Source organism: Prevotella micans F0438 (assembly GCF_000243035.1).
In the GTDB taxonomy this organism is placed as follows: Bacteria; Bacteroidota; Bacteroidia; order Bacteroidales; family Bacteroidaceae; genus Prevotella; species Prevotella micans.
Genome location: NZ_JH594522.1, coordinates 169,986 through 186,878 on the forward strand (window position 1 = coordinate 169,986; position 16,893 = coordinate 186,878).

Sequence of the window (16,893 nt, forward strand, 5' to 3'; positions counted from 1 at the left end):
AAGTTGTAGGCTATGATGCCGATGGCGACGGCAATTTCACCATGGGTGAAAAGCCAGCCTGGGTAACCTCTCTAAGCAAAGAAAATGGCGATGGCGGCACGGTTGCCGAAACAGGTACTGCAACGGTGACTAAAGACGTAACCGACCTCCTGGCCAAGCGTAATAAAGACATGAAAGAAGCCACTCCACGCGGCACTTCAAGTAATTATTACGACCTGTCGACCCACAAGCTCGACGGTACAGTTATTCCCCGCAGCACCGCCAACTGTTACGTAATCTCTGCCCCCGGATTCTACAAAATTCCTCTCGTTTACGGTAATGCCATAAAGAACGGAAACAAGAACGAGAGTTCTTATAAGACCTCCAACACCGGCGCATATATCTTGCAGAACTTCAAAGACCATCTAGGCAACGATATTAATGACCCATGGATTGAAAAGACCAACAGCGGGGCAAACAGCGGAGTAGACGGAGCTAAAATCGTATGGGCCGACGAAGCCGACCTCGTCACTGCTTACAGCATAGAGCACGATGGCAACGAGGCTTACCTCCAGTTCGAAGTAGATAAAGACGATATAAAAACAGGCAACGTCGTCTTGGCCGCCACGAAGAACGACATTGTAGTATGGTCATGGCACCTGTGGTTCACAGCCCCTGATGTGCTAAACACTATATCCTGCACCAATCGCCAGAATAAGATTTATAATTTCACTAAAGAAACCACAGGATGGAAATATACAACTTGGAAAAGAACTTCTTACGACCAACCAAGAACAGTTAAGATGAAAGTAAGACAAACGATACCTAATGGAGGAAACTATCAAGAAGCTGTTATCATCATAAAGCAGAACTCAGGAGGGGTTAGACAAGGATATGGAGTATTGTATCAATGGGGCCGTAAAGATCCTTTTGCGGGTACAGACGTTTTTGCTGAAGGCAGTTTTCAAATTGATGCTAGTCAGTTTTCCTTTGCTAAAGGAATTCAGCATCCTGAAAAATTCTATCATTGGAATTGGTTTGGCATAATGCATTACAACCTTTGGTCAATAAATAATACGGTAACAGGTTTCAATGATAATGAAGTAATAAAAACCGTTTATGATCCCAGTCCTGCTGGTTTCCATGTGCCAGCCTCTAATGCTTTTACAGGTTTTACAACAACAGGCGAGAATACTAACACGCTAAGTGAATTTAATGTTAGTGGTAGTTTTGATTGGGGATGGGATTTCAACAACAAAATAATCTCTCCTGATGCAACTATCTATTTCCCTGCTATAGGTTTTCGCTATGCTAGTAATAATGGAGCCTTACTTACCGTTGGCACTCGTGCCGACTACTGGTCGGCAGTCACTAGCCATCCAGAGAATGCTTGTCGTTTATTCTTCGTTCCAAACTCCGTAATTCCCAAACATAATGGAACCGGCGAATATCAGAATGGATGCGCCGTGCGCCCTGTGGCCGACAATTAAAAATCTTCTGCCCAAGACTGATATATGCACACATTGATGAATGCCAATTCGGACTTCGCTCGGAATGCACGACAGATTAATTTTCGTGATGCCGGCGTAGGGTTCGCAGAGGCGGCGGAGCGGAAATTGGTTAAAGCGTAGGGTTCAACGACGTTGAAAAATAAAAATCGGTTAAGGCGAAGGGTACGCCAGGGCCAAAAATCGGTTTTTAGTCGCGGCGAACCCTACGACTGCACCAAAAAGCAATTTTTACCGTCGGCGAACCCTTCACCGACAATAAAAAGCAAAATCTACTCATGCCGAACTCTACGCTCTCTCCAAAAATGGATTCGCCCATCAGTCGAAGTCTACGTCGAGATAAAAAATGGATTCTCTTCGGAATCGACAATTACATAAACTTTAAAATTTTAGTAACATGGCAACAAAATCAAATCATCCCTTGAAAATCGAGACGGGGAAATGCAGCCGATTCGAGAATTCGCTGCACGCTCAATTCCACAAAAAGCAGTACGAACTCGTGTCGGCTGTACCCGCAGCAAAGCTGAATATGCCGGCCGAACTTCTCATTGAATGGAAGAAGAACATCGACCTCGAGGTGGAAATCAACAAAGAGGCCGAGGCGTCGGTTCACACCGCCCGACTGCTGGCAAAAGACCGCGAGCGCGACAAACTGCTCAGTAATCTTTTCAACGTGATTCGGGCGCAAAGAACATCGCCCGTGAACGCAATAAGCGATGCCGCCGAGACTCTCCATATTGCTTTCAAGCCATATTATGGGATGCAGAACGGCTCGTTCGAGGCCGAAAGTTTGCATATTTCCGGACTTCGTGTCGACGCCGAAAAACACCCCGGCGAGGTGGCAACTCTGGGTTTAATGCCCGTTCTGGCCGAGCTCTACACGGTTAACGATGCGTTTGAAAAGCTGCGCACCGACCGTCGGATGGAAACGGCCGACAGCAAACTGCCCAACGCTCGCGAAATTCGTCCGAAAACCGACGAGCTGTTCGCCAGGATTTGCCTCTACGTTCTCTCGGCCAATCTTCACGCGTTGACCGACGACGATAAGGCCCTCCTCTCGAATCTCATCGCCCGTATGAACCAAATATCTTCCGATTTTCGTACCACGTTCAAGGAAGGTCAGGCGCAGAAGAAAGCCGCTGAAAAGAAAAGGAAAGAGGGCGGCGGCAAGAAACCCGGTGATAAGGATAAGAAACCTTCCGATGACGGAAAGAAACCGGACGATGGCAAAAAGCCCGGAGGCGGAGGAGATACTCCTAAACCCGGGCGTGAGGAAGACCCCGGAGAAGATAAGGTATAGGGGTTCGATTTCCTCTCTCTCCGCAAAAAAAGGTGTAAATCAACGAGTTATGCGATTTACATCCTTTATTACGCCCCAAAATGTAAGATTGAGTGTTTCCTATTTGGCTAGTCACAAGTATAGCTTAATTGTAAAAAGGAGTGGTGGATCATATTCTTCTTTGAGCGAGTCTCACTGATCATAGTCCTTTCCTATCCATTATCTTTAAATTATCAAAGACTTCATCAAACCAACGCATTTTTTTCAACTCATATCCAATCTTTCTTGCTTCCTGAAATATGTATTTATTGAAAGGAAACACTTGATTTAACTCAAACTCCTCCTTATACTCAATATAGCAATTTATTAGATAAGCCAAATCCAACTTCTCGGTAGCAAAGAAATTTTCCAGTCTCATCAACTGCTCAATATTCACCATCACTACATCCTTCACTTCGTAATCTGCTGTAACTTTCTTTTTACCAATGATTCGTTGAAACTCCTTATTCAGTAAATAGTTCGGACCTTCCACATTAAAACAATCATCGAAGTACACTATCACGGGGTAGATAAATATCACACTATTGGGAGCCGACTTATCAAATTCGTTCAATATACTTGGCATCTTATCGATTATCACATTTGCCAACTGCCCAATCCCTTTTGCATATCCCTTGGAATTTACGACATACTTCTCAAAAATTGCCTTTTTAATCGTCTCATAATCACCACTTAATTTCTTCTTTGCAGCCATCTGAACATCCTTACATTCAAACACGAAAATCCTATTTCGACGTCTCAGATAATAGTCTGGCATTCCCTTCCCCAGAGCCTTTTCCAGTTCTTCTCCACTATAATTCACATAATTCGAACCAAAACATCTTTTCATCAATGCATAAAAGAAGAACCGTTCCGAGAACTCCTCACCTAAAAACGACCGAAGATTAGCATAATCCATTGTGCGATCTACCCCTCCTCTTAACTAAAGAGTCCTTCATATCAAAAAGAAGTCCAGTATATGCTTTGTCCAGAAACATCTTCATAAACATAAAGTTGTAGATATTGGGCCCTGTCTTAATCAGAGGCTTTTCCTTCATCATCAGGAAATCCATATCATGTTGATAATTCGATGGATTTAATGTCAACGAATCATAGAAACGACAAGCATCCTTCTGATTCTTACCAATGGCCATTCTGCAATTGGAGAAGTCCTCTTTTCCCATTTCCAGAAAAGTCAGGAAGATCTCATATAAGTAATACTCGGCGCTGGGTATATCCCTTTCCTTGCAAAATTCATCAATATATTGTGCAAACCGAGTGTTAACCTTTGGGAATTCTATCAAGAGCATATAGCACTTTATCATCAACAACCTATAATCTCTTGATGCTTCAATGTTATGACTCTTCAAGCAATCTGGCATATAAGACTTGATAAACTCTTCTGCCTTCATATTATTTTTAGGCAGCTTCTGATTCATTGCCAGAAGCTCATCGCAACAGAGCATATATGCCAAGAATAGGTTCGACAAGTCATCCTCTGTCAATTCTTCATTTCTCCCATTATAACAAGTCAACAGTCTGCTAATAAGCAGAAGCATAGCATATTTATCTATAAGCGCAAGTTCTCAAGGTTATACTGTTGAGCATACTGACCAACAGGATTCTTTACATCATCTCGCGTTTTCATTATCCATGGTGCCCAAATGTCAAAATCATGTTCACCAATAAACTGATTCACCTTCTTAGAGAGACTATATGAAATAAGTTCTATGGCAGTGTTTGATGGAACATTAGCCAACAAGTCTTCTATCTTATCGTGTCGGTCTGGATAGACCACACTATAAGACAACAATACCTGCTTCTGTAATTCCATCTTCTTCATAATGTTACCCTTTATTACCATTCATCATTTTTACCATTCTGCGTTCTCTATAGAAATTATATGACCCCATGGTTACATTCTTTGTCTCTCTCAGTCGCGCCAGGAGTTCATCGTTTGAATTTGATTCCTGCGCAATTAGCATCAATTACTCCAAATCCAAGAACCAACTATTGAAGAAAGGATTCGTTTTAGAATCACCATTGTTTCTCTCCTCGTTTAAGAACAGCCCAACGAGAGCGACATCAAGTATCTTGAAACGCCCTTGAAGAAAGCCGACCTCCCACAAGGGACACCCGTCTATGCCGATAAAGGCTACGATTCGGTAGAAAACAGGAAGACGCTCGGAAAGATGAAGCTCAAAAGTCGCATCATGCACAAAGGAATCAGGGGTAATAAGATTACCGAAAGGCAGCAGCGTGTCAATGTTGTCATCAGCAATATTATATACAGGGTCGAGCGCACCTTCGATTCCATACGCAGATGGTTTCTTGGAGGGGTAGCAAGATATGTGGGACTGGCAAATACGCATGCGCAGCACACGATGGAGACCATAGCATGTAACCTTTATCGAGCCTCCGGGATAATTGTGTCCAATTCTCTCAAATAAGGGAGAAATACCAGGTAAAACAAGGCTTTATTAGGCGTTTTTACCTAATATCACGCATGTTTATCACTTCTAATGTATTGATAGGTAAAAATGAAGAAGCTCTAGGATGGTCTTGCAGAGGTCCCACTTTATTAATCGTCATCTCCATCGGAGAGATTTGCACATAAATAGTCATCCCCACATCATCGAGAACATCGAAAGTTTCTTTGTAGGCTACTATAAAAGCCTTGCTGAACTCAATACGCCGTACAGAGATAGGTCACTCGTCCCCTCTCGTACACTTCCAGACCTATCCCATGCTTGCACATGAAAGCAGAAAACAAGCAATAATGTTAATAAAGGTAAAAGCTGTTTCATCATATTCATTTGTTTAAATTGTTTCAATAAATCGTCGTTATTTTCCTCTTGCGCGACTTGGCAAAGGGGCATGAAAATGTGAACAAAAGGAACTTCGAGAAGCCCTTTGTTTATAAAAGAGGTACGCGTGCTTAGCACGCGTACGCTAAAGCGTTTAGACGCCAGGTATTTTAAGTGTGTATCCGCACATTATTTGGATTAACCAAATAATCTATGCAAAAAAAAATGCAAATAATTGCAAAATTCTTTGCATATTAGTAGCATGGAATGTCAGTTACTAACTGATTCACGGCGCCAAAGTTATAACAAAGTTTTGGAACTGACAAATAATTGGAAAAGGAATATTAGAATATGTGTATTGGCGAAGTGTTCTTTTGCATTTATACTCATTTTAAAAGAAATAATTCATATCTTTGTTGTATCAACTCGAAATTAAGACCCTGGCTAATGGACCAGAGAGTTGACAATCTTTATTATGAGTAATTCTTACTACGTAAACGAAATTGCCCAATCTACGGGTGAACATGAAGTTCATGCATCAAGCTGTAGGTATTTACCATTGGTAGAAATCGAATTTATTTAGGTTCCTTTGCAAATGGCATAGAGGCTGTAAGGGAGGCAAAGAAATACTATAGCAATGTTGACGGATGCTTCTTTTGTTGTCCTGAATCACATACAAAGTAAGCACCGGATGAAATGAACAGTGAATGGCATACAACGCTTAAGTGTACCGTAGCGGAAACGCTAAGTCACCGCATAGTGTTAGTCTTTAAATTCAAAAGTATGGCAAGAACTGTAAAAAAAGGCAAAAGTGCTAAAACAGGGCAATTTGTATCTATCGAATATGCACAAAAGCACAACTGTAGTAGAAAAGGTCAAAGTTGGCCCAACAAAACGCAGAAAGTAATTTTAAAACTTTAGAATGTGCCTAGGCGATGTGAATCGTCTAGGCTTTATTACCTCTATCCTCCGTTAAATCAATTGTCATTTAAATCAGTACATTCCTTTATGTGTTGTTGATTCTTATCAATTATACCGAAGAATGTATAAAGTTGGGCATTCACATCGCCACTGTAATCAATAATACCATTGTCGTCAGGGTAGTCCAATAGATATAAATTTTCTTTGCCAGAGAAGTCAAGGATTCGTCACTAAGCAAAAAAGCGAAACGAATAATTTCAATTGTGGGCGTTTCACGAATGATAAGCCCTGCCCTTTATTGGGTAATGACGGGCGATGACTTCTCTCTCAACATCAACAACCCTAACGAACCGGATTACCTTCTTGAAACTTATAACGATTGAGATAATAGCTATATCCACCGATAAATCCGAGAGGTGGCCGTTGCATATCATACTTAAAACTTATTTGGTGAGAGATGTTGCCTAATGAAAATGACAAGGATGCATATGGCAAAAACTGGCTGCTGTTTTGCTCCGTTTTTTGTGTGTCCTGCTGAAAGGAGTTACGAGTGTTCTCGTATCTTATACCGATTTGTGCCTGATAGTGATTGCCCTGATAAGTAAGTCCCATATTATAAAATGTGCAATAAGGAGATATCTTCCCTCCAGTAAAAACCATTCCTATTTCAAGGCCTATAGTTGTTCCAACAAACGTGATATTTCCTCCTACTCCAAAACTCACAGCATCAGGATCCCATGGTCCTAATCCACCATCTGAATTCCTGAAATCACCGAAGATCTTATAACCGAAAGTTTGGTAGAACTTATATTCCTTGTCGCCAGTAACAATTACATTCTCCAGTGGATGAGCAGAAAGGATGTTCCCCTGGTCATCATCAAATTTATATTCTCCATGCTCATCAAACAAATCTGCTGTACTTCCTAAGAATCTGCCACCCTTAGGAATAAATTTCGTGTCCTCAGCAGAATTAACCCTTTCATCCCAATAAGCTTTCTTGTCTTCGGTTTCAACCCATCCCATTCCATTTGGGTCAATTATTCTAATAGGATTTCCACCACCATATATATAAGCACTGGTCTGAATATATTTCTCTGCCAATGGGTCTACTCCATACCAAATACTCGTAATAGGATTCATATACCTTGCACCATAATAATCCAATCCCGTCTCTTGATCGAGTTCCTTGCCATTGAACTTATACGGCATGTCCTCTGAAGATGTATGTTCATCCACAAGTAGTTCGCCATAAGGCAAGTACGCATCAAACCGGGTGATGTTTGCCTTGGCGTCGGTGATATATGATGTTGAGCCGAGATGGTCACTATGGTAGAAGAAGATGTCCTCGATATTAGTCGTATCTGTGGGTATATAGCCATAACCCGGCTGGGCATTATCCGGGTCTTTAGGCTTCTGCCATTGGACAGGTGGGCCGGGAACATCTCCTTTTTCGTTGAACTTCGGTCGTTGCACCCAACCTTCAGATACAGAGTGGTCGCCCAAATCTCCGATAATGTCGTTATAACCACGGTGCGTGTTGTCAGGATCTGCCGTTGCACCCTTCATCGTGAGCACGCCCGGAGGCGTACCAAGCGATTTATAATACTCCTCGCGTTGCTTCTCTATCTGCATCATGCGGGCGGCATAGTCTTTCTGACCGGCCGTGACATTATTGCCACTGATGCCATAGACATTGCTGAACTTGCCCACACCGAACTTACTTGCTATGCGTTTATCACTGATAAGTGAGTGATTTGTCAAATACTGGCATCCGTAGAGTTTCAGGCATTGAAACTGTGCGTTCCAATGCTTGAAATTTTTCTGAGACTCTAATCTATTCATATGCGTAACAGTCGATGTAGTTATCGAAGTCCAATTCTTCGGTATAGCCATATGAGCGGAAGATATTTATAATACCCTTTTGCTGCTCGGGTGTTAGGGTGAGTTGTCCGTTCATATAACGGTAGTAGGTGAGGCGACTACCGAGGTATTGCTGGATTTTTCTGCGTATCGGTGTGTCGTCCACGTGCTTTACGTTGAGAAACAGTTTGCGAAATCCCCAGGCGGCGCGTATCACTCGCTTTTCTATGTAGAACCGGCACTTGCCGTTCTGCAGGGCATTGGGGTAGATGGCAAAGCCCATCATCTTGTCGGCAGGCAGATGCTGACCGGCAAAATAGTGCATGCAAGTGTCGTTGTGCGTGCAATCTTTGTTGAAACAGAGTTCCCATGTTGATGGGACAGAAGTGAAGTTGAATGGCAGTTTATTCATGTTTATTGTTATCTTCTTTGAGATATAATTATGATCTGTATAACATATTCCTTACCAATTTATTACTCGTAAGGTTCCTCACCCGTCCTGTGACGAGGTATCAAGCCCGTTCCTGTGTTTTTTGATTTTTTTTCTTTCTTATTATTCTATTGGGAATTCTATGCCAAACCACCTCTTCTGAATTATTATTTTTTACAACTATAGTATCTCTAGCATATGATATAATATGTAAGGTATCATACATTGTTATAAATCCTCTTTTAGTTCTTACATAATGAAATATCGTATCATTAGAGAATTTAAATCTAACACTATAAATGTCACCCAAAGATCCTGTAAAACTATAATTTAAATCTTCATCAAGAAACTGTCGTATAGAGTCTTTTTTTGAGTACACTGCAATTACCCCATGAGGATTGCTCGGTGTCCAATAACGTGACCAATATGCAACATTATTATGTGTTATTACATCGAAGCATGACTGCCTGCAGGACACAAATGATATCCCTAAAACCACCAACGATATTATTTGTTTGATTTTCGTCCAACTACAATACATTCTTTCAAATTATTATTTACAGTAACCTGATTATTAACTATTTCAAATGTTGCATATCCAGTAAATGCAGTATTTAATTTTTGAAATATATCTTGAGGGATAATATTATTGTAGCTATATTGATTTAAAGATTTTGCCGCATAAGACGCTTGGCTTTGTATATAGTTATCACTAGCATAGTTCCATGCAGGACATTCTATTGCTGTACGTATTATCGCATTAACTTCACCTATAGTGCCTCCATGAGTGGATTTATCATATCTATGAGTTGACTCATGAAAAGTAACACACTCGAAGTCATAACAATTTCCCAACGAATGATTTACATAACCATTGGTAAGATATATATCATAATTCGAGGTGCCAGCATCATTTGAAAAAACGGCATCTTGTGGAATATTACCCCCAGTATTGGATACGGTTAAATTAAATTGAGACTTATCTGATTTAGCAAGATAATGAATGCCAACATTTTGAATATAACCAGTTTTGTCAGGGTCGGCCGTTGCACCCTTCATCGTGGGAACACCCGGAGGTGTACCAAGCGATTTATAATACTCTTCGCGCTGTTTTTCTATCTGCATCATGCGGGCAGCATAGTCTTTCTGACCGGCCGTGACATTATTGCCACTGATGCCATAGACGTTGTTGAACTTGCCCACACCGAACTTACTTGCTATGCGTTTATCACTGATAAGTGAGTGATTTGTCAAATACTGGCATCCGTAGAGTTTCAAGCATTGAAACTGTGCGTTCCATAGGATGAAACTATGGGTTTCATAGGATGGAATCGTGCGTTTCATAGGATGAAACTGTACGTTCCAATGCCTGGAATTTTTCTGAGACTCTAATCTATTCATATGCGTAACAGTCGATGTAGTTATCGAAATCCAATTCTTCGGTATAGCCATATGAGCGGAAGATATTTATAATACCCTTTTGCTAATCAAGTGTGAGAGTAGGTCGCTTATTTCCCAAATTATAGACGATATTAATAAACTTATTTGATTTTGTCTATATAAAGCAATAACAGTATAAAAACTTTTTATTAAGAGTATCTATAACAACCGTTTCTATATTGTCACCTTTCCATATTGTCTTATAGAAACCTGCACCGTTATTAATAAATTTACCAAACTCACTATTTCTAATTGTGTCGTACTTTTTATTGCAATTAAAAGATTTAAGATGCGATTTCTCAGATATATTCCTTATATAGTTCATATCTAAAATATTATAAACTTCTATCCTGAAGCCATTACCATTAAAGTCATTCCAATATTCATGTTTTTGTAGAAAGCACACACTATTATTGAGAGAAAAATTAAGAAGATTCTCGGCTCTTTTTAGAGATGGTCTCTCACAGGCGATGAAAATAAAACATAAAATAAATAAGGTAAGATTTCTCATAAATCTATCTTTTTGAATATCCATATATAGTTTTAATATAAGTTCGACCGGTTTACAGTATCTACATCACGCGACGTTATCATAAAGTTTACTGTCTTACTTTTCTGCTGATGAGGTCTTCTACTATCGTTTAAACATTAGGTGGAATGAATTTTACCCTTTTTCTTAATATTAAAGAATCCGCCTTGTCTGTTAAATATATAAACGAGCCTTTCCCTATAGCCTTTACTACCAAGGCTAATTTAAGATATGAAATAATATCTTCCTCCTTTTTCTTATTTTTTACGCTGTATCGATGGTATGTACGTTCTATGTTTTTTTGTCTATATAAATAATCTGATGAAGATTGTATGAATATCATTCTTTTTCTATATTCAAAAGCATATGACGGATATATTTTCTCCTTCTCAAATAATCCATCAAATGATGGCCCAATCAACAAGATACAGTTCTCTTTGTATTCTTCACGCCAATTATATTCAAGCTCTGTTAGAATAGTTAATGACCTATATTGAGGGTATCTTTTAATATACTTATCTACGTAAAGTAGAAGTTCTTTATTTACACTTAAAGTTGTATCATTAAGAACCCTCTTATATCTCCTCTTATCATATTTACAAGAAGTAGAGATACTTAATATACAAAGCATGATGAAACATATAAAAACACACTTTCTCTTCTTTATTATCTTAGTTTCCATTTATTCTTATTTTGTTTTACATAAAAGGAGAATTTTTTATTAGTTCTTAAAAAGCTACTTACGGTCGAAAAGGGACTAGGTAAAGAAAATATTGAATTAGATTTCTTATTTTGAAGTATTCCATAAACGTTATTATCATGCCCTAAAACAAAAACAGGTATTTTCATCCTTTCAGCGATTTTGCCATCATATAAACCGTCTAAAGAATAAAAAGATGGAGTTGGATCGCCTGTTTTATCTTGATGTGTATGAATCTGTGCGACTACATGATACACTTCATTTCCTTTCGTAACTCTTCCTTCTCCTATCATGTATCCATAGTCGCTGATTCCAGAGGTTCTTCTGTCATTATTATAGTCGGGCAACACTAATACACTTCCATTGGATAATATAAAACCACCAACCTCTTTTCCCTGACAATGTTTTGGTGATCTGTATAAATTATTTGCATTATTCCACATATGCTTATATGCATCAGTTTCATTTTTAAACAATATACTTCCATCTTTTCTGTAAGAAATACCTCTCTTTTGATCAGACCAAACATCTCCCAGAAATTTAAATCCCCTTTGGGCATCATGTTTACTTATATCTTTCTGTGAATGTACCCGTGGATCATAATAAATTCCTACTTTTGTTTGAATCCATCCTTTACCATCTGGATCAATTAATCTTATCGGATTGCCTGCACAATATACATATGCCCCTATAGTTATGTATTTCTCTGTCAAAGGATCTACACCATACCAGATACTTGCTACCGGATTCATATACCTCGCCCCGTAATAATACAATCCTGTTTCAGAATCGAGTTCCTTACCATTGAACTTATACGGTATATCCTCACTACTACTATGTTCATCCACGAGGAGTTCGCCATACGGCAGGTACGCATCGAACTGGGTGATGTTGGCTTTGGCGTCGGTAATATAAGATGTTGAGCCAAGGTGGTCGGAGTGATAGAAGAAGATGTCCTCGATGTTGGTAGTGTCCGTGGGGATATAGCCATAACCCGGCTGGGCATTGTCGGGGTCTTCGGGCTTGCTCCATTGAATGGGCGGGCCGGGGACATCTCCTTTGTCGTTGAACTCCGGCCGTTGCACCCAACCTTCAGGCACGGAGTGGTCGCCCAAATCTCCGATAATGTCGTTATAACCACGGTGCGTGTTGTCAGGGTCTGCCGTTGCACCCTTCATCGTGGGAACACCCGGAGGTGTACCAAGCGACTTGTAATACTCCTCGCGCTGTTTTTCTATCTGCATCATACGGGCGGCATAGTCTTTCTGTCCTGCCGTAACGTTGTTGCCGCTGATGCCATAAACGTTGCTGAACTTGCCTGTTCCTAATTTGGAGGCAATTCGTTTGTCACCGATGAAGTAATGCTTGGTGAAGCGGTTCTTCGTCACAGTGATAATCGGAGCGGGATAAATGGTGTAATCCTCCGTTTCATGGAACGTGATTCCCTGTGGGGCACCATTGATATATACGCCCTCAAGGTCGCCGTGGCTCTTGATGATACGCTCGCCGCCGGCATTGTAGGTGTATCGGCTTGTCTTGCCATTATCCGACAATACCATCAGGCGGTTGTCCTCGTCCCAATACATTTTCCGCTCGGTGTTGAGACTGTCGTTTTCTACTAACGTAGGATTGCCGTTGGCGTCGTAGGTATAATGCTCATGTCCTATCTGTGTAGGAGCGGTGGGATGGTTGCTGTCCTCGTACTTATACGTGAAGTCGTAAGACTGTGCAGTCTTTGTAGAGTCCACTTTCTGCACCTTGGTGAGCGGTTCGCTCATTCGTCCGAAGGTCATGGTCATTTCATACGATGCGCTCTTCGCCTTACCGTTTGCTTTTATCAGACGGTTAAGGTCGTCGTAGGCATAGGTATGATTGAAAGCACCACCAAGTTTTGCTTTGTTGTTATTGCTATTGTTTTTATTGGTTTGCGTCGGGTCTACGGCATTGGTAATACCTAAGATATTATCCACGGCATCATATTGGTATTTGTTGGTCATAATTGCCGTACCTGCTGCCGTGAGATTCATCTCCTGCAAACGTTCACGTTGTTTGTCGTAGGTGTAGGTGGTTTCTGTTCCGTTGCCGAGCTTGGTATAGACGGTATGGCCGTCCTTGTCATAACCTATCCTGTCAACAGGAACGCTTTCACGCCCCTGTTTATTGCCCGAAAGGCGAACTATTTGCCCTGCCGCATTGTAATGATAGATCACGACTTCTCCGTCGGGATAGGTCATGGTGCGCACGCGGTTCCAACTGCCGTAGGTGGCACCATAGATGTAGGTGTGCACATCGGTGGTGCTCACCATCACCGAGCGGACGGTTTTTACTACCTCGCCTTGGTTGCCGTAATAATACGCCTCGCCGCCCGATGCATCTTCCACGAGCACCAATCTGCCAGCACGGTTGTATTTCTCGCCCGGCTTGCCATAGGTATAGGTAACGCGGTTGAAGAGATTCTTGGGATAGAGTACTTCACTTAATCGTTCGTAGTCGTAGGTATTGTGCACGGTGGTACTCATGCTGCCCGAGCCGGTATCGGCGAAAATATGGCATTCACCATCAATGAATGCCATAATTGCATTATTTATACCGACCGGATGCTTCATGTTTTTGATATCTGAAAGAGAAGTTGTTGCAAACATAATAAATATATCTTATTGAGACGTCAATTTAATGTATAAGATATGGGTATAACTAAAAATCCACTGCAAGTACTACCTATAGCTTGCAGTGGATTCTTCAATGTTCAATTAAGAGGAACAATATTCTACGGCTTCGGTGGCTTGGGCTTAGCGTTTTTTTTCTCCTCACCTTTCCATTCCTCCCATTCTATTTCCACGTCGGAGAGGCCACGAGTGGCATGCTTGGCACTACCGCCGCCATTCTTGCTGAACCGAGTTTCGGGGATAAAGCGCACGCGAACACCGGTAATTTGATTGGCCGTCACTTCCTTCTCCGTTGCCACGCCACCTTTAGCGGCCACAGCGGTGAAATAGAACGTGCCGATGCCGTCGAGTTTCACCGAACGGCCTTGCGCCATATAGTCGGCCATAATCGGAGCCAGCGCGGTGAGCACGGCGCGCACGTCGGCCGGACTGGCCGTCGATTCTGCGGCGATGCGCTTACACAGTTGTTCGGTACTCACGGGGCTACCCACAAGAACTGATTTGGGGTACCACCGGTTGTTGATTTTCATCAGAATTTTCTTCCAAAAAGCCATAATTTAATGTGTTTTGTGCTTACGGTTGAATTCGACACGCAGGCGGAGGTTTGTCTGAAGTAGGACTACATCGTGTCTAAAGTAGGAGTAGATGCCATCTAAAGTAGGACTACATCTCATCTGTAGTAGGAGTAGACATCACCCTCTTTGCGACCGCATATCAATCCTATTCTGAAAACCGTCTGTCTTTGCTCCTTTTTCAGCCATAAGCGGGTTAATAAATATGTTAACTAAAAATAATCTTTCTTTGTCCTCTCGGCCAGTTCTCGCATACCTGTAGGCCTTTCAATCCTCCCAAGGCGAGTAATCCGCCATCGTTTGTTCGCCTGCCGCGTCCTCCTCGTCTTCGTCGAAGATGCCGGGCTTGGCCAGTCCTTCGTTCTCGCCAACGGAGTGCGAACTCACAACAAACTGTGCGATATTGTCGTCGGTCAAGAGTTGGATAACCTTAATCTGCGGGGTGATATATCTTTGTTTCATTGTTTACTACTTATTACTTAATACTTTTTTCCTTATTCCCTCACTACTTTCTTGCCGTTGACGATGTAGATGCCGCGGCCGGGATTCGTTACGCGACGGCCCTGGAGGTCGTAGATGACGTTTTCACGTGGCTGCATTGTCGGGCGAACGTCGCGTATGCCGGTCGTTTCGGCCTCCTTGCGAGCGGATTCGAAGTCGATTGTAAATCCTTTGGCGGGCGCAATGGCTAGTGGCAGACGCAGACCCGCGCGATGTGCCGCCAGCTTGATGGAAGCACCATTCCGAGTGCCCTGCTTGTAAAAGCCGATGCCCTCGTCGCCGTTGGCTAACACGTAATATTTATCGCTGGCCGAAGAGAACTCCCTTTCGGTAGCAGTGCCCACAAGCAGATTGCCTGTCACACTCTCCTCCGTTCCCGTCACGTTGGCTTGATATTCTATCGTGCTACTGGGCGTGCCTTGCAGAATAAATCCCGTCTGCTTGGGGATTATCTTGCCTGTGGTGAATGCTGTTACTTGGGCTTGGTCGGGAGTGGTTGGGTTGCCGCTGGGTGTAATACCCGTGATGATATACGCCGTACAGCCGGCAGGAACCTCGAAGTTCTCGTTTTCCAAGTAGTAAGAAGTGTAGCCCGTGGTGCCAAAGCTTACTTTTTCGCGGTAGAGATTACTGCGGTTTGACCATCTTGGAGTTGTTTGATAGGCTTTCGTTGCATCGGCAGGTACATATACGGTTTGTAATTGAGATAGAAAGATTGCATCAAGAGGCCCTTGGGTATTGGAGTTGGGCAACGGGTTATTGATATGATACAAAAGAGCAGGATTAGGATTCTCGAAAGTGATTTCCTCAAGACTTAAACCTGCAAACGCCGTAAAATCAATAGTGTCCAGCTTTTCAGGCAAGACAAGCTCTTTTAGAGTAGGACTAAAAGGACTATTAAATATTGTTTGACTGATTCTGCGCAAGGTTTGAGGAAACTTCACATAAGAGACTTTATCAATATTGGGAAAAGCAGCCGAACCTATAAACCTCACCTTTGTATTGGATAGATCGATATACTTTAAAGAAACTAAGGTAGGGAATGTAAAGTTGCCTATTATCTCTAATGTTGAAGGGAAAACTATTTCTTCCAAATTAGGCGCATAACCAACAACAGAATTACGACCAGCCTTAATATTCTCTGATAAGATTACTTTTTTCATGTCACCATCATAACCTCCAACAACAAGTCCTGTAACCTCTGTCACGGTATAGGTGTCTCCATTATAAGGCACTATTCCTGGAACAGTAAGTAGCGTGGCTCCGGTTGGAGCTGTGGCATGTGTTATATGAGCGTATTTGTTTGCGGCGTCTACAATAATAAAGTCAAACTGTACGCCGGTAGCGTCTGTCCAACTTGAAGTTTGTGCTCGCCCTGTGAGGGCAATGAGTATGGCACAACATACTATGAATACTCTTTTCATTGTTTAGCTATTTTTGTTATTGAATACTCACGAGAAAATCGTCGTTATTTTCCTCTTGCGCGGCTTGGCAAAAGGGCACGAAAAAGCGAACAAAGGGAACTCCTTGGAGCCCTTTGTTTATGGGAGTTACGACACGCTTCGCGCGCGTAAGCGAAAGTAAAAAATGTGTAGTTAGACGCTAGGTGCGAATGTGTGTGTGTGTGTGTGTGTGTGTGTGTGTGTGTGTGTGTGTGTGTGT

At 41.9% G+C, this 16,893-nt stretch carries 13 protein-coding genes and 4 pseudogenes; 4 read left to right on the plus strand and 13 right to left on the minus strand.

Translation table 11 applies throughout. The features are described 5' to 3' along the window. Both HMPREF9140_RS05250 and HMPREF9140_RS05255 read left to right on the plus strand, forming a co-directional pair. A pseudogene (locus HMPREF9140_RS05250) lies at positions 1–1,469 on the plus strand (fimbrillin family protein); the annotation flags it as partial. Positions 1,470–1,884: 415 nt separating this feature from the next. Beyond that, a complete protein-coding gene (locus HMPREF9140_RS05255) occupies positions 1,885–2,787 on the plus strand; it encodes a DUF6261 family protein (RefSeq protein WP_006952374.1) in 903 nt (300 codons plus the stop codon). A 178-nt stretch (positions 2,788–2,965) separates the two neighbouring features. Here HMPREF9140_RS05255 and HMPREF9140_RS05260 read toward each other — a convergent pair whose 3' ends face one another. The 3 genes from HMPREF9140_RS05260 to HMPREF9140_RS05270 all read right to left on the minus strand — a co-directional run bounded on the left by HMPREF9140_RS05260 (position 2,966) and on the right by HMPREF9140_RS05270 (position 4,648). Continuing rightward, positions 2,966–3,724 carry a hypothetical protein gene (locus HMPREF9140_RS05260; RefSeq protein WP_006952375.1) on the minus strand — a complete coding sequence of 253 codons (759 nt, stop codon included), beginning with the start codon at positions 3,722–3,724 and terminating at the stop codon, positions 2,966–2,968. Further along, a complete protein-coding gene (locus tag HMPREF9140_RS05265; protein WP_244858981.1) occupies positions 3,711–4,244 on the minus strand; it encodes a hypothetical protein in 534 nt (177 codons plus the stop codon). The genes HMPREF9140_RS05260 and HMPREF9140_RS05265 overlap by 14 nt, the downstream gene beginning before the upstream one ends. Before the next feature lie 131 nt (positions 4,245–4,375). Beyond that, positions 4,376–4,648 carry a hypothetical protein gene (locus HMPREF9140_RS05270; RefSeq protein ID WP_238301034.1) on the minus strand — a complete coding sequence of 91 codons (273 nt, stop codon included), beginning with the start codon at positions 4,646–4,648 and terminating at the stop codon, positions 4,376–4,378. A gap of 229 nt (positions 4,649–4,877) precedes the next feature. Here HMPREF9140_RS05270 and HMPREF9140_RS10260 point away from each other — a divergent pair. Continuing rightward, a pseudogene (locus HMPREF9140_RS10260) lies at positions 4,878–5,255 on the plus strand (transposase); the annotation flags it as partial. A gap of 1,140 nt (positions 5,256–6,395) precedes the next feature. Further along, positions 6,396–6,533: a hypothetical protein gene (locus HMPREF9140_RS10655; RefSeq protein ID WP_154648552.1), complete on the plus strand. Its 138-nt coding sequence runs from the start codon at positions 6,396–6,398 to the stop codon at positions 6,531–6,533. A gap of 342 nt (positions 6,534–6,875) precedes the next feature. On the opposite strand, the gene HMPREF9140_RS10980 is transcribed toward HMPREF9140_RS10655, so the two are convergent. The 10 genes and pseudogenes from HMPREF9140_RS10980 to HMPREF9140_RS05325 all read right to left on the minus strand — a co-directional run bounded on the left by HMPREF9140_RS10980 (position 6,876) and on the right by HMPREF9140_RS05325 (position 16,655). Continuing rightward, complete coding sequence (locus HMPREF9140_RS10980) at positions 6,876–7,556, minus strand: outer membrane beta-barrel protein (RefSeq protein WP_316911770.1); 681 nt, start codon at positions 7,554–7,556, stop codon at positions 6,876–6,878. Continuing rightward, positions 7,557–8,291: pseudogene (locus tag HMPREF9140_RS10985) on the minus strand (RHS repeat domain-containing protein); the annotation flags it as partial. A 76-nt stretch (positions 8,292–8,367) separates the two neighbouring features. Further along, positions 8,368–8,805, minus strand: coding sequence for a DUF6078 family protein (locus tag HMPREF9140_RS05290; RefSeq protein ID WP_006952387.1), 438 nt, complete (start codon positions 8,803–8,805; stop codon positions 8,368–8,370). Between the two features lie 525 nt (positions 8,806–9,330). Further along, a complete protein-coding gene (locus HMPREF9140_RS10810) occupies positions 9,331–9,951 on the minus strand; it encodes a hypothetical protein (RefSeq protein ID WP_394330123.1) in 621 nt (206 codons plus the stop codon). Positions 9,952–10,216: 265 nt separating this feature from the next. After that, a pseudogene (locus HMPREF9140_RS10990) lies at positions 10,217–10,306 on the minus strand (DUF6078 family protein); the annotation flags it as partial. Positions 10,307–10,904: 598 nt separating this feature from the next. Further along, complete coding sequence (locus HMPREF9140_RS05305; protein ID WP_006952392.1) at positions 10,905–11,474, minus strand: hypothetical protein; 570 nt, start codon at positions 11,472–11,474, stop codon at positions 10,905–10,907. Next, positions 11,459–14,098: an RHS repeat-associated core domain-containing protein gene (locus HMPREF9140_RS05310; RefSeq protein ID WP_018572235.1), complete on the minus strand. Its 2,640-nt coding sequence runs from the start codon at positions 14,096–14,098 to the stop codon at positions 11,459–11,461. Before HMPREF9140_RS05310 ends, HMPREF9140_RS05305 begins: the two co-directional genes overlap by 16 nt. Before the next feature lie 161 nt (positions 14,099–14,259). Further along, complete coding sequence (locus HMPREF9140_RS05315; RefSeq protein ID WP_006952394.1) at positions 14,260–14,712, minus strand: HU family DNA-binding protein; 453 nt, start codon at positions 14,710–14,712, stop codon at positions 14,260–14,262. A gap of 285 nt (positions 14,713–14,997) precedes the next feature. Continuing rightward, complete coding sequence (locus HMPREF9140_RS05320; RefSeq protein WP_006952395.1) at positions 14,998–15,192, minus strand: hypothetical protein; 195 nt, start codon at positions 15,190–15,192, stop codon at positions 14,998–15,000. A gap of 32 nt (positions 15,193–15,224) precedes the next feature. Continuing rightward, positions 15,225–16,655 carry a leucine-rich repeat domain-containing protein gene (locus tag HMPREF9140_RS05325; RefSeq protein WP_006952396.1) on the minus strand — a complete coding sequence of 477 codons (1,431 nt, stop codon included), beginning with the start codon at positions 16,653–16,655 and terminating at the stop codon, positions 15,225–15,227. Between the last annotated feature and the right edge of the window lie 238 nt (positions 16,656–16,893).

Coding starts and splice junctions, on each gene's coding strand:
- HMPREF9140_RS05255 (WP_006952374.1), top strand. CDS start 1,885: ATGGCAACAAAATCAAATCATCCCTTGAAAATCGAGACGGGGAAATGC.
- HMPREF9140_RS05260 (WP_006952375.1), bottom strand. CDS start 3,724: ATGGATTATGCTAATCTTCGGTCGTTTTTAGGTGAGGAGTTCTCGGAA.
- HMPREF9140_RS05265 (WP_244858981.1), bottom strand. CDS start 4,244: ATGAATCAGAAGCTGCCTAAAAATAATATGAAGGCAGAAGAGTTTATC.
- HMPREF9140_RS05270 (WP_238301034.1), bottom strand. CDS start 4,648: ATGAAGAAGATGGAATTACAGAAGCAGGTATTGTTGTCTTATAGTGTG.
- HMPREF9140_RS10655 (WP_154648552.1), top strand. CDS start 6,396: ATGGCAAGAACTGTAAAAAAAGGCAAAAGTGCTAAAACAGGGCAATTT.
- HMPREF9140_RS10980 (WP_316911770.1), bottom strand. CDS start 7,556: ATGGGATGGGTTGAAACCGAAGACAAGAAAGCTTATTGGGATGAAAGG.
- HMPREF9140_RS05290 (WP_006952387.1), bottom strand. CDS start 8,805: ATGAATAAACTGCCATTCAACTTCACTTCTGTCCCATCAACATGGGAA.
- HMPREF9140_RS10810 (WP_394330123.1), bottom strand. CDS start 9,951: ATGATGCAGATAGAAAAACAGCGCGAAGAGTATTATAAATCGCTTGGT.
- HMPREF9140_RS05305 (WP_006952392.1), bottom strand. CDS start 11,474: ATGGAAACTAAGATAATAAAGAAGAGAAAGTGTGTTTTTATATGTTTC.
- HMPREF9140_RS05310 (WP_018572235.1), bottom strand. CDS start 14,098: ATGAAGCATCCGGTCGGTATAAATAATGCAATTATGGCATTCATTGAT.
- HMPREF9140_RS05315 (WP_006952394.1), bottom strand. CDS start 14,712: ATGGCTTTTTGGAAGAAAATTCTGATGAAAATCAACAACCGGTGGTAC.
- HMPREF9140_RS05320 (WP_006952395.1), bottom strand. CDS start 15,192: ATGAAACAAAGATATATCACCCCGCAGATTAAGGTTATCCAACTCTTG.
- HMPREF9140_RS05325 (WP_006952396.1), bottom strand. CDS start 16,655: ATGAAAAGAGTATTCATAGTATGTTGTGCCATACTCATTGCCCTCACA.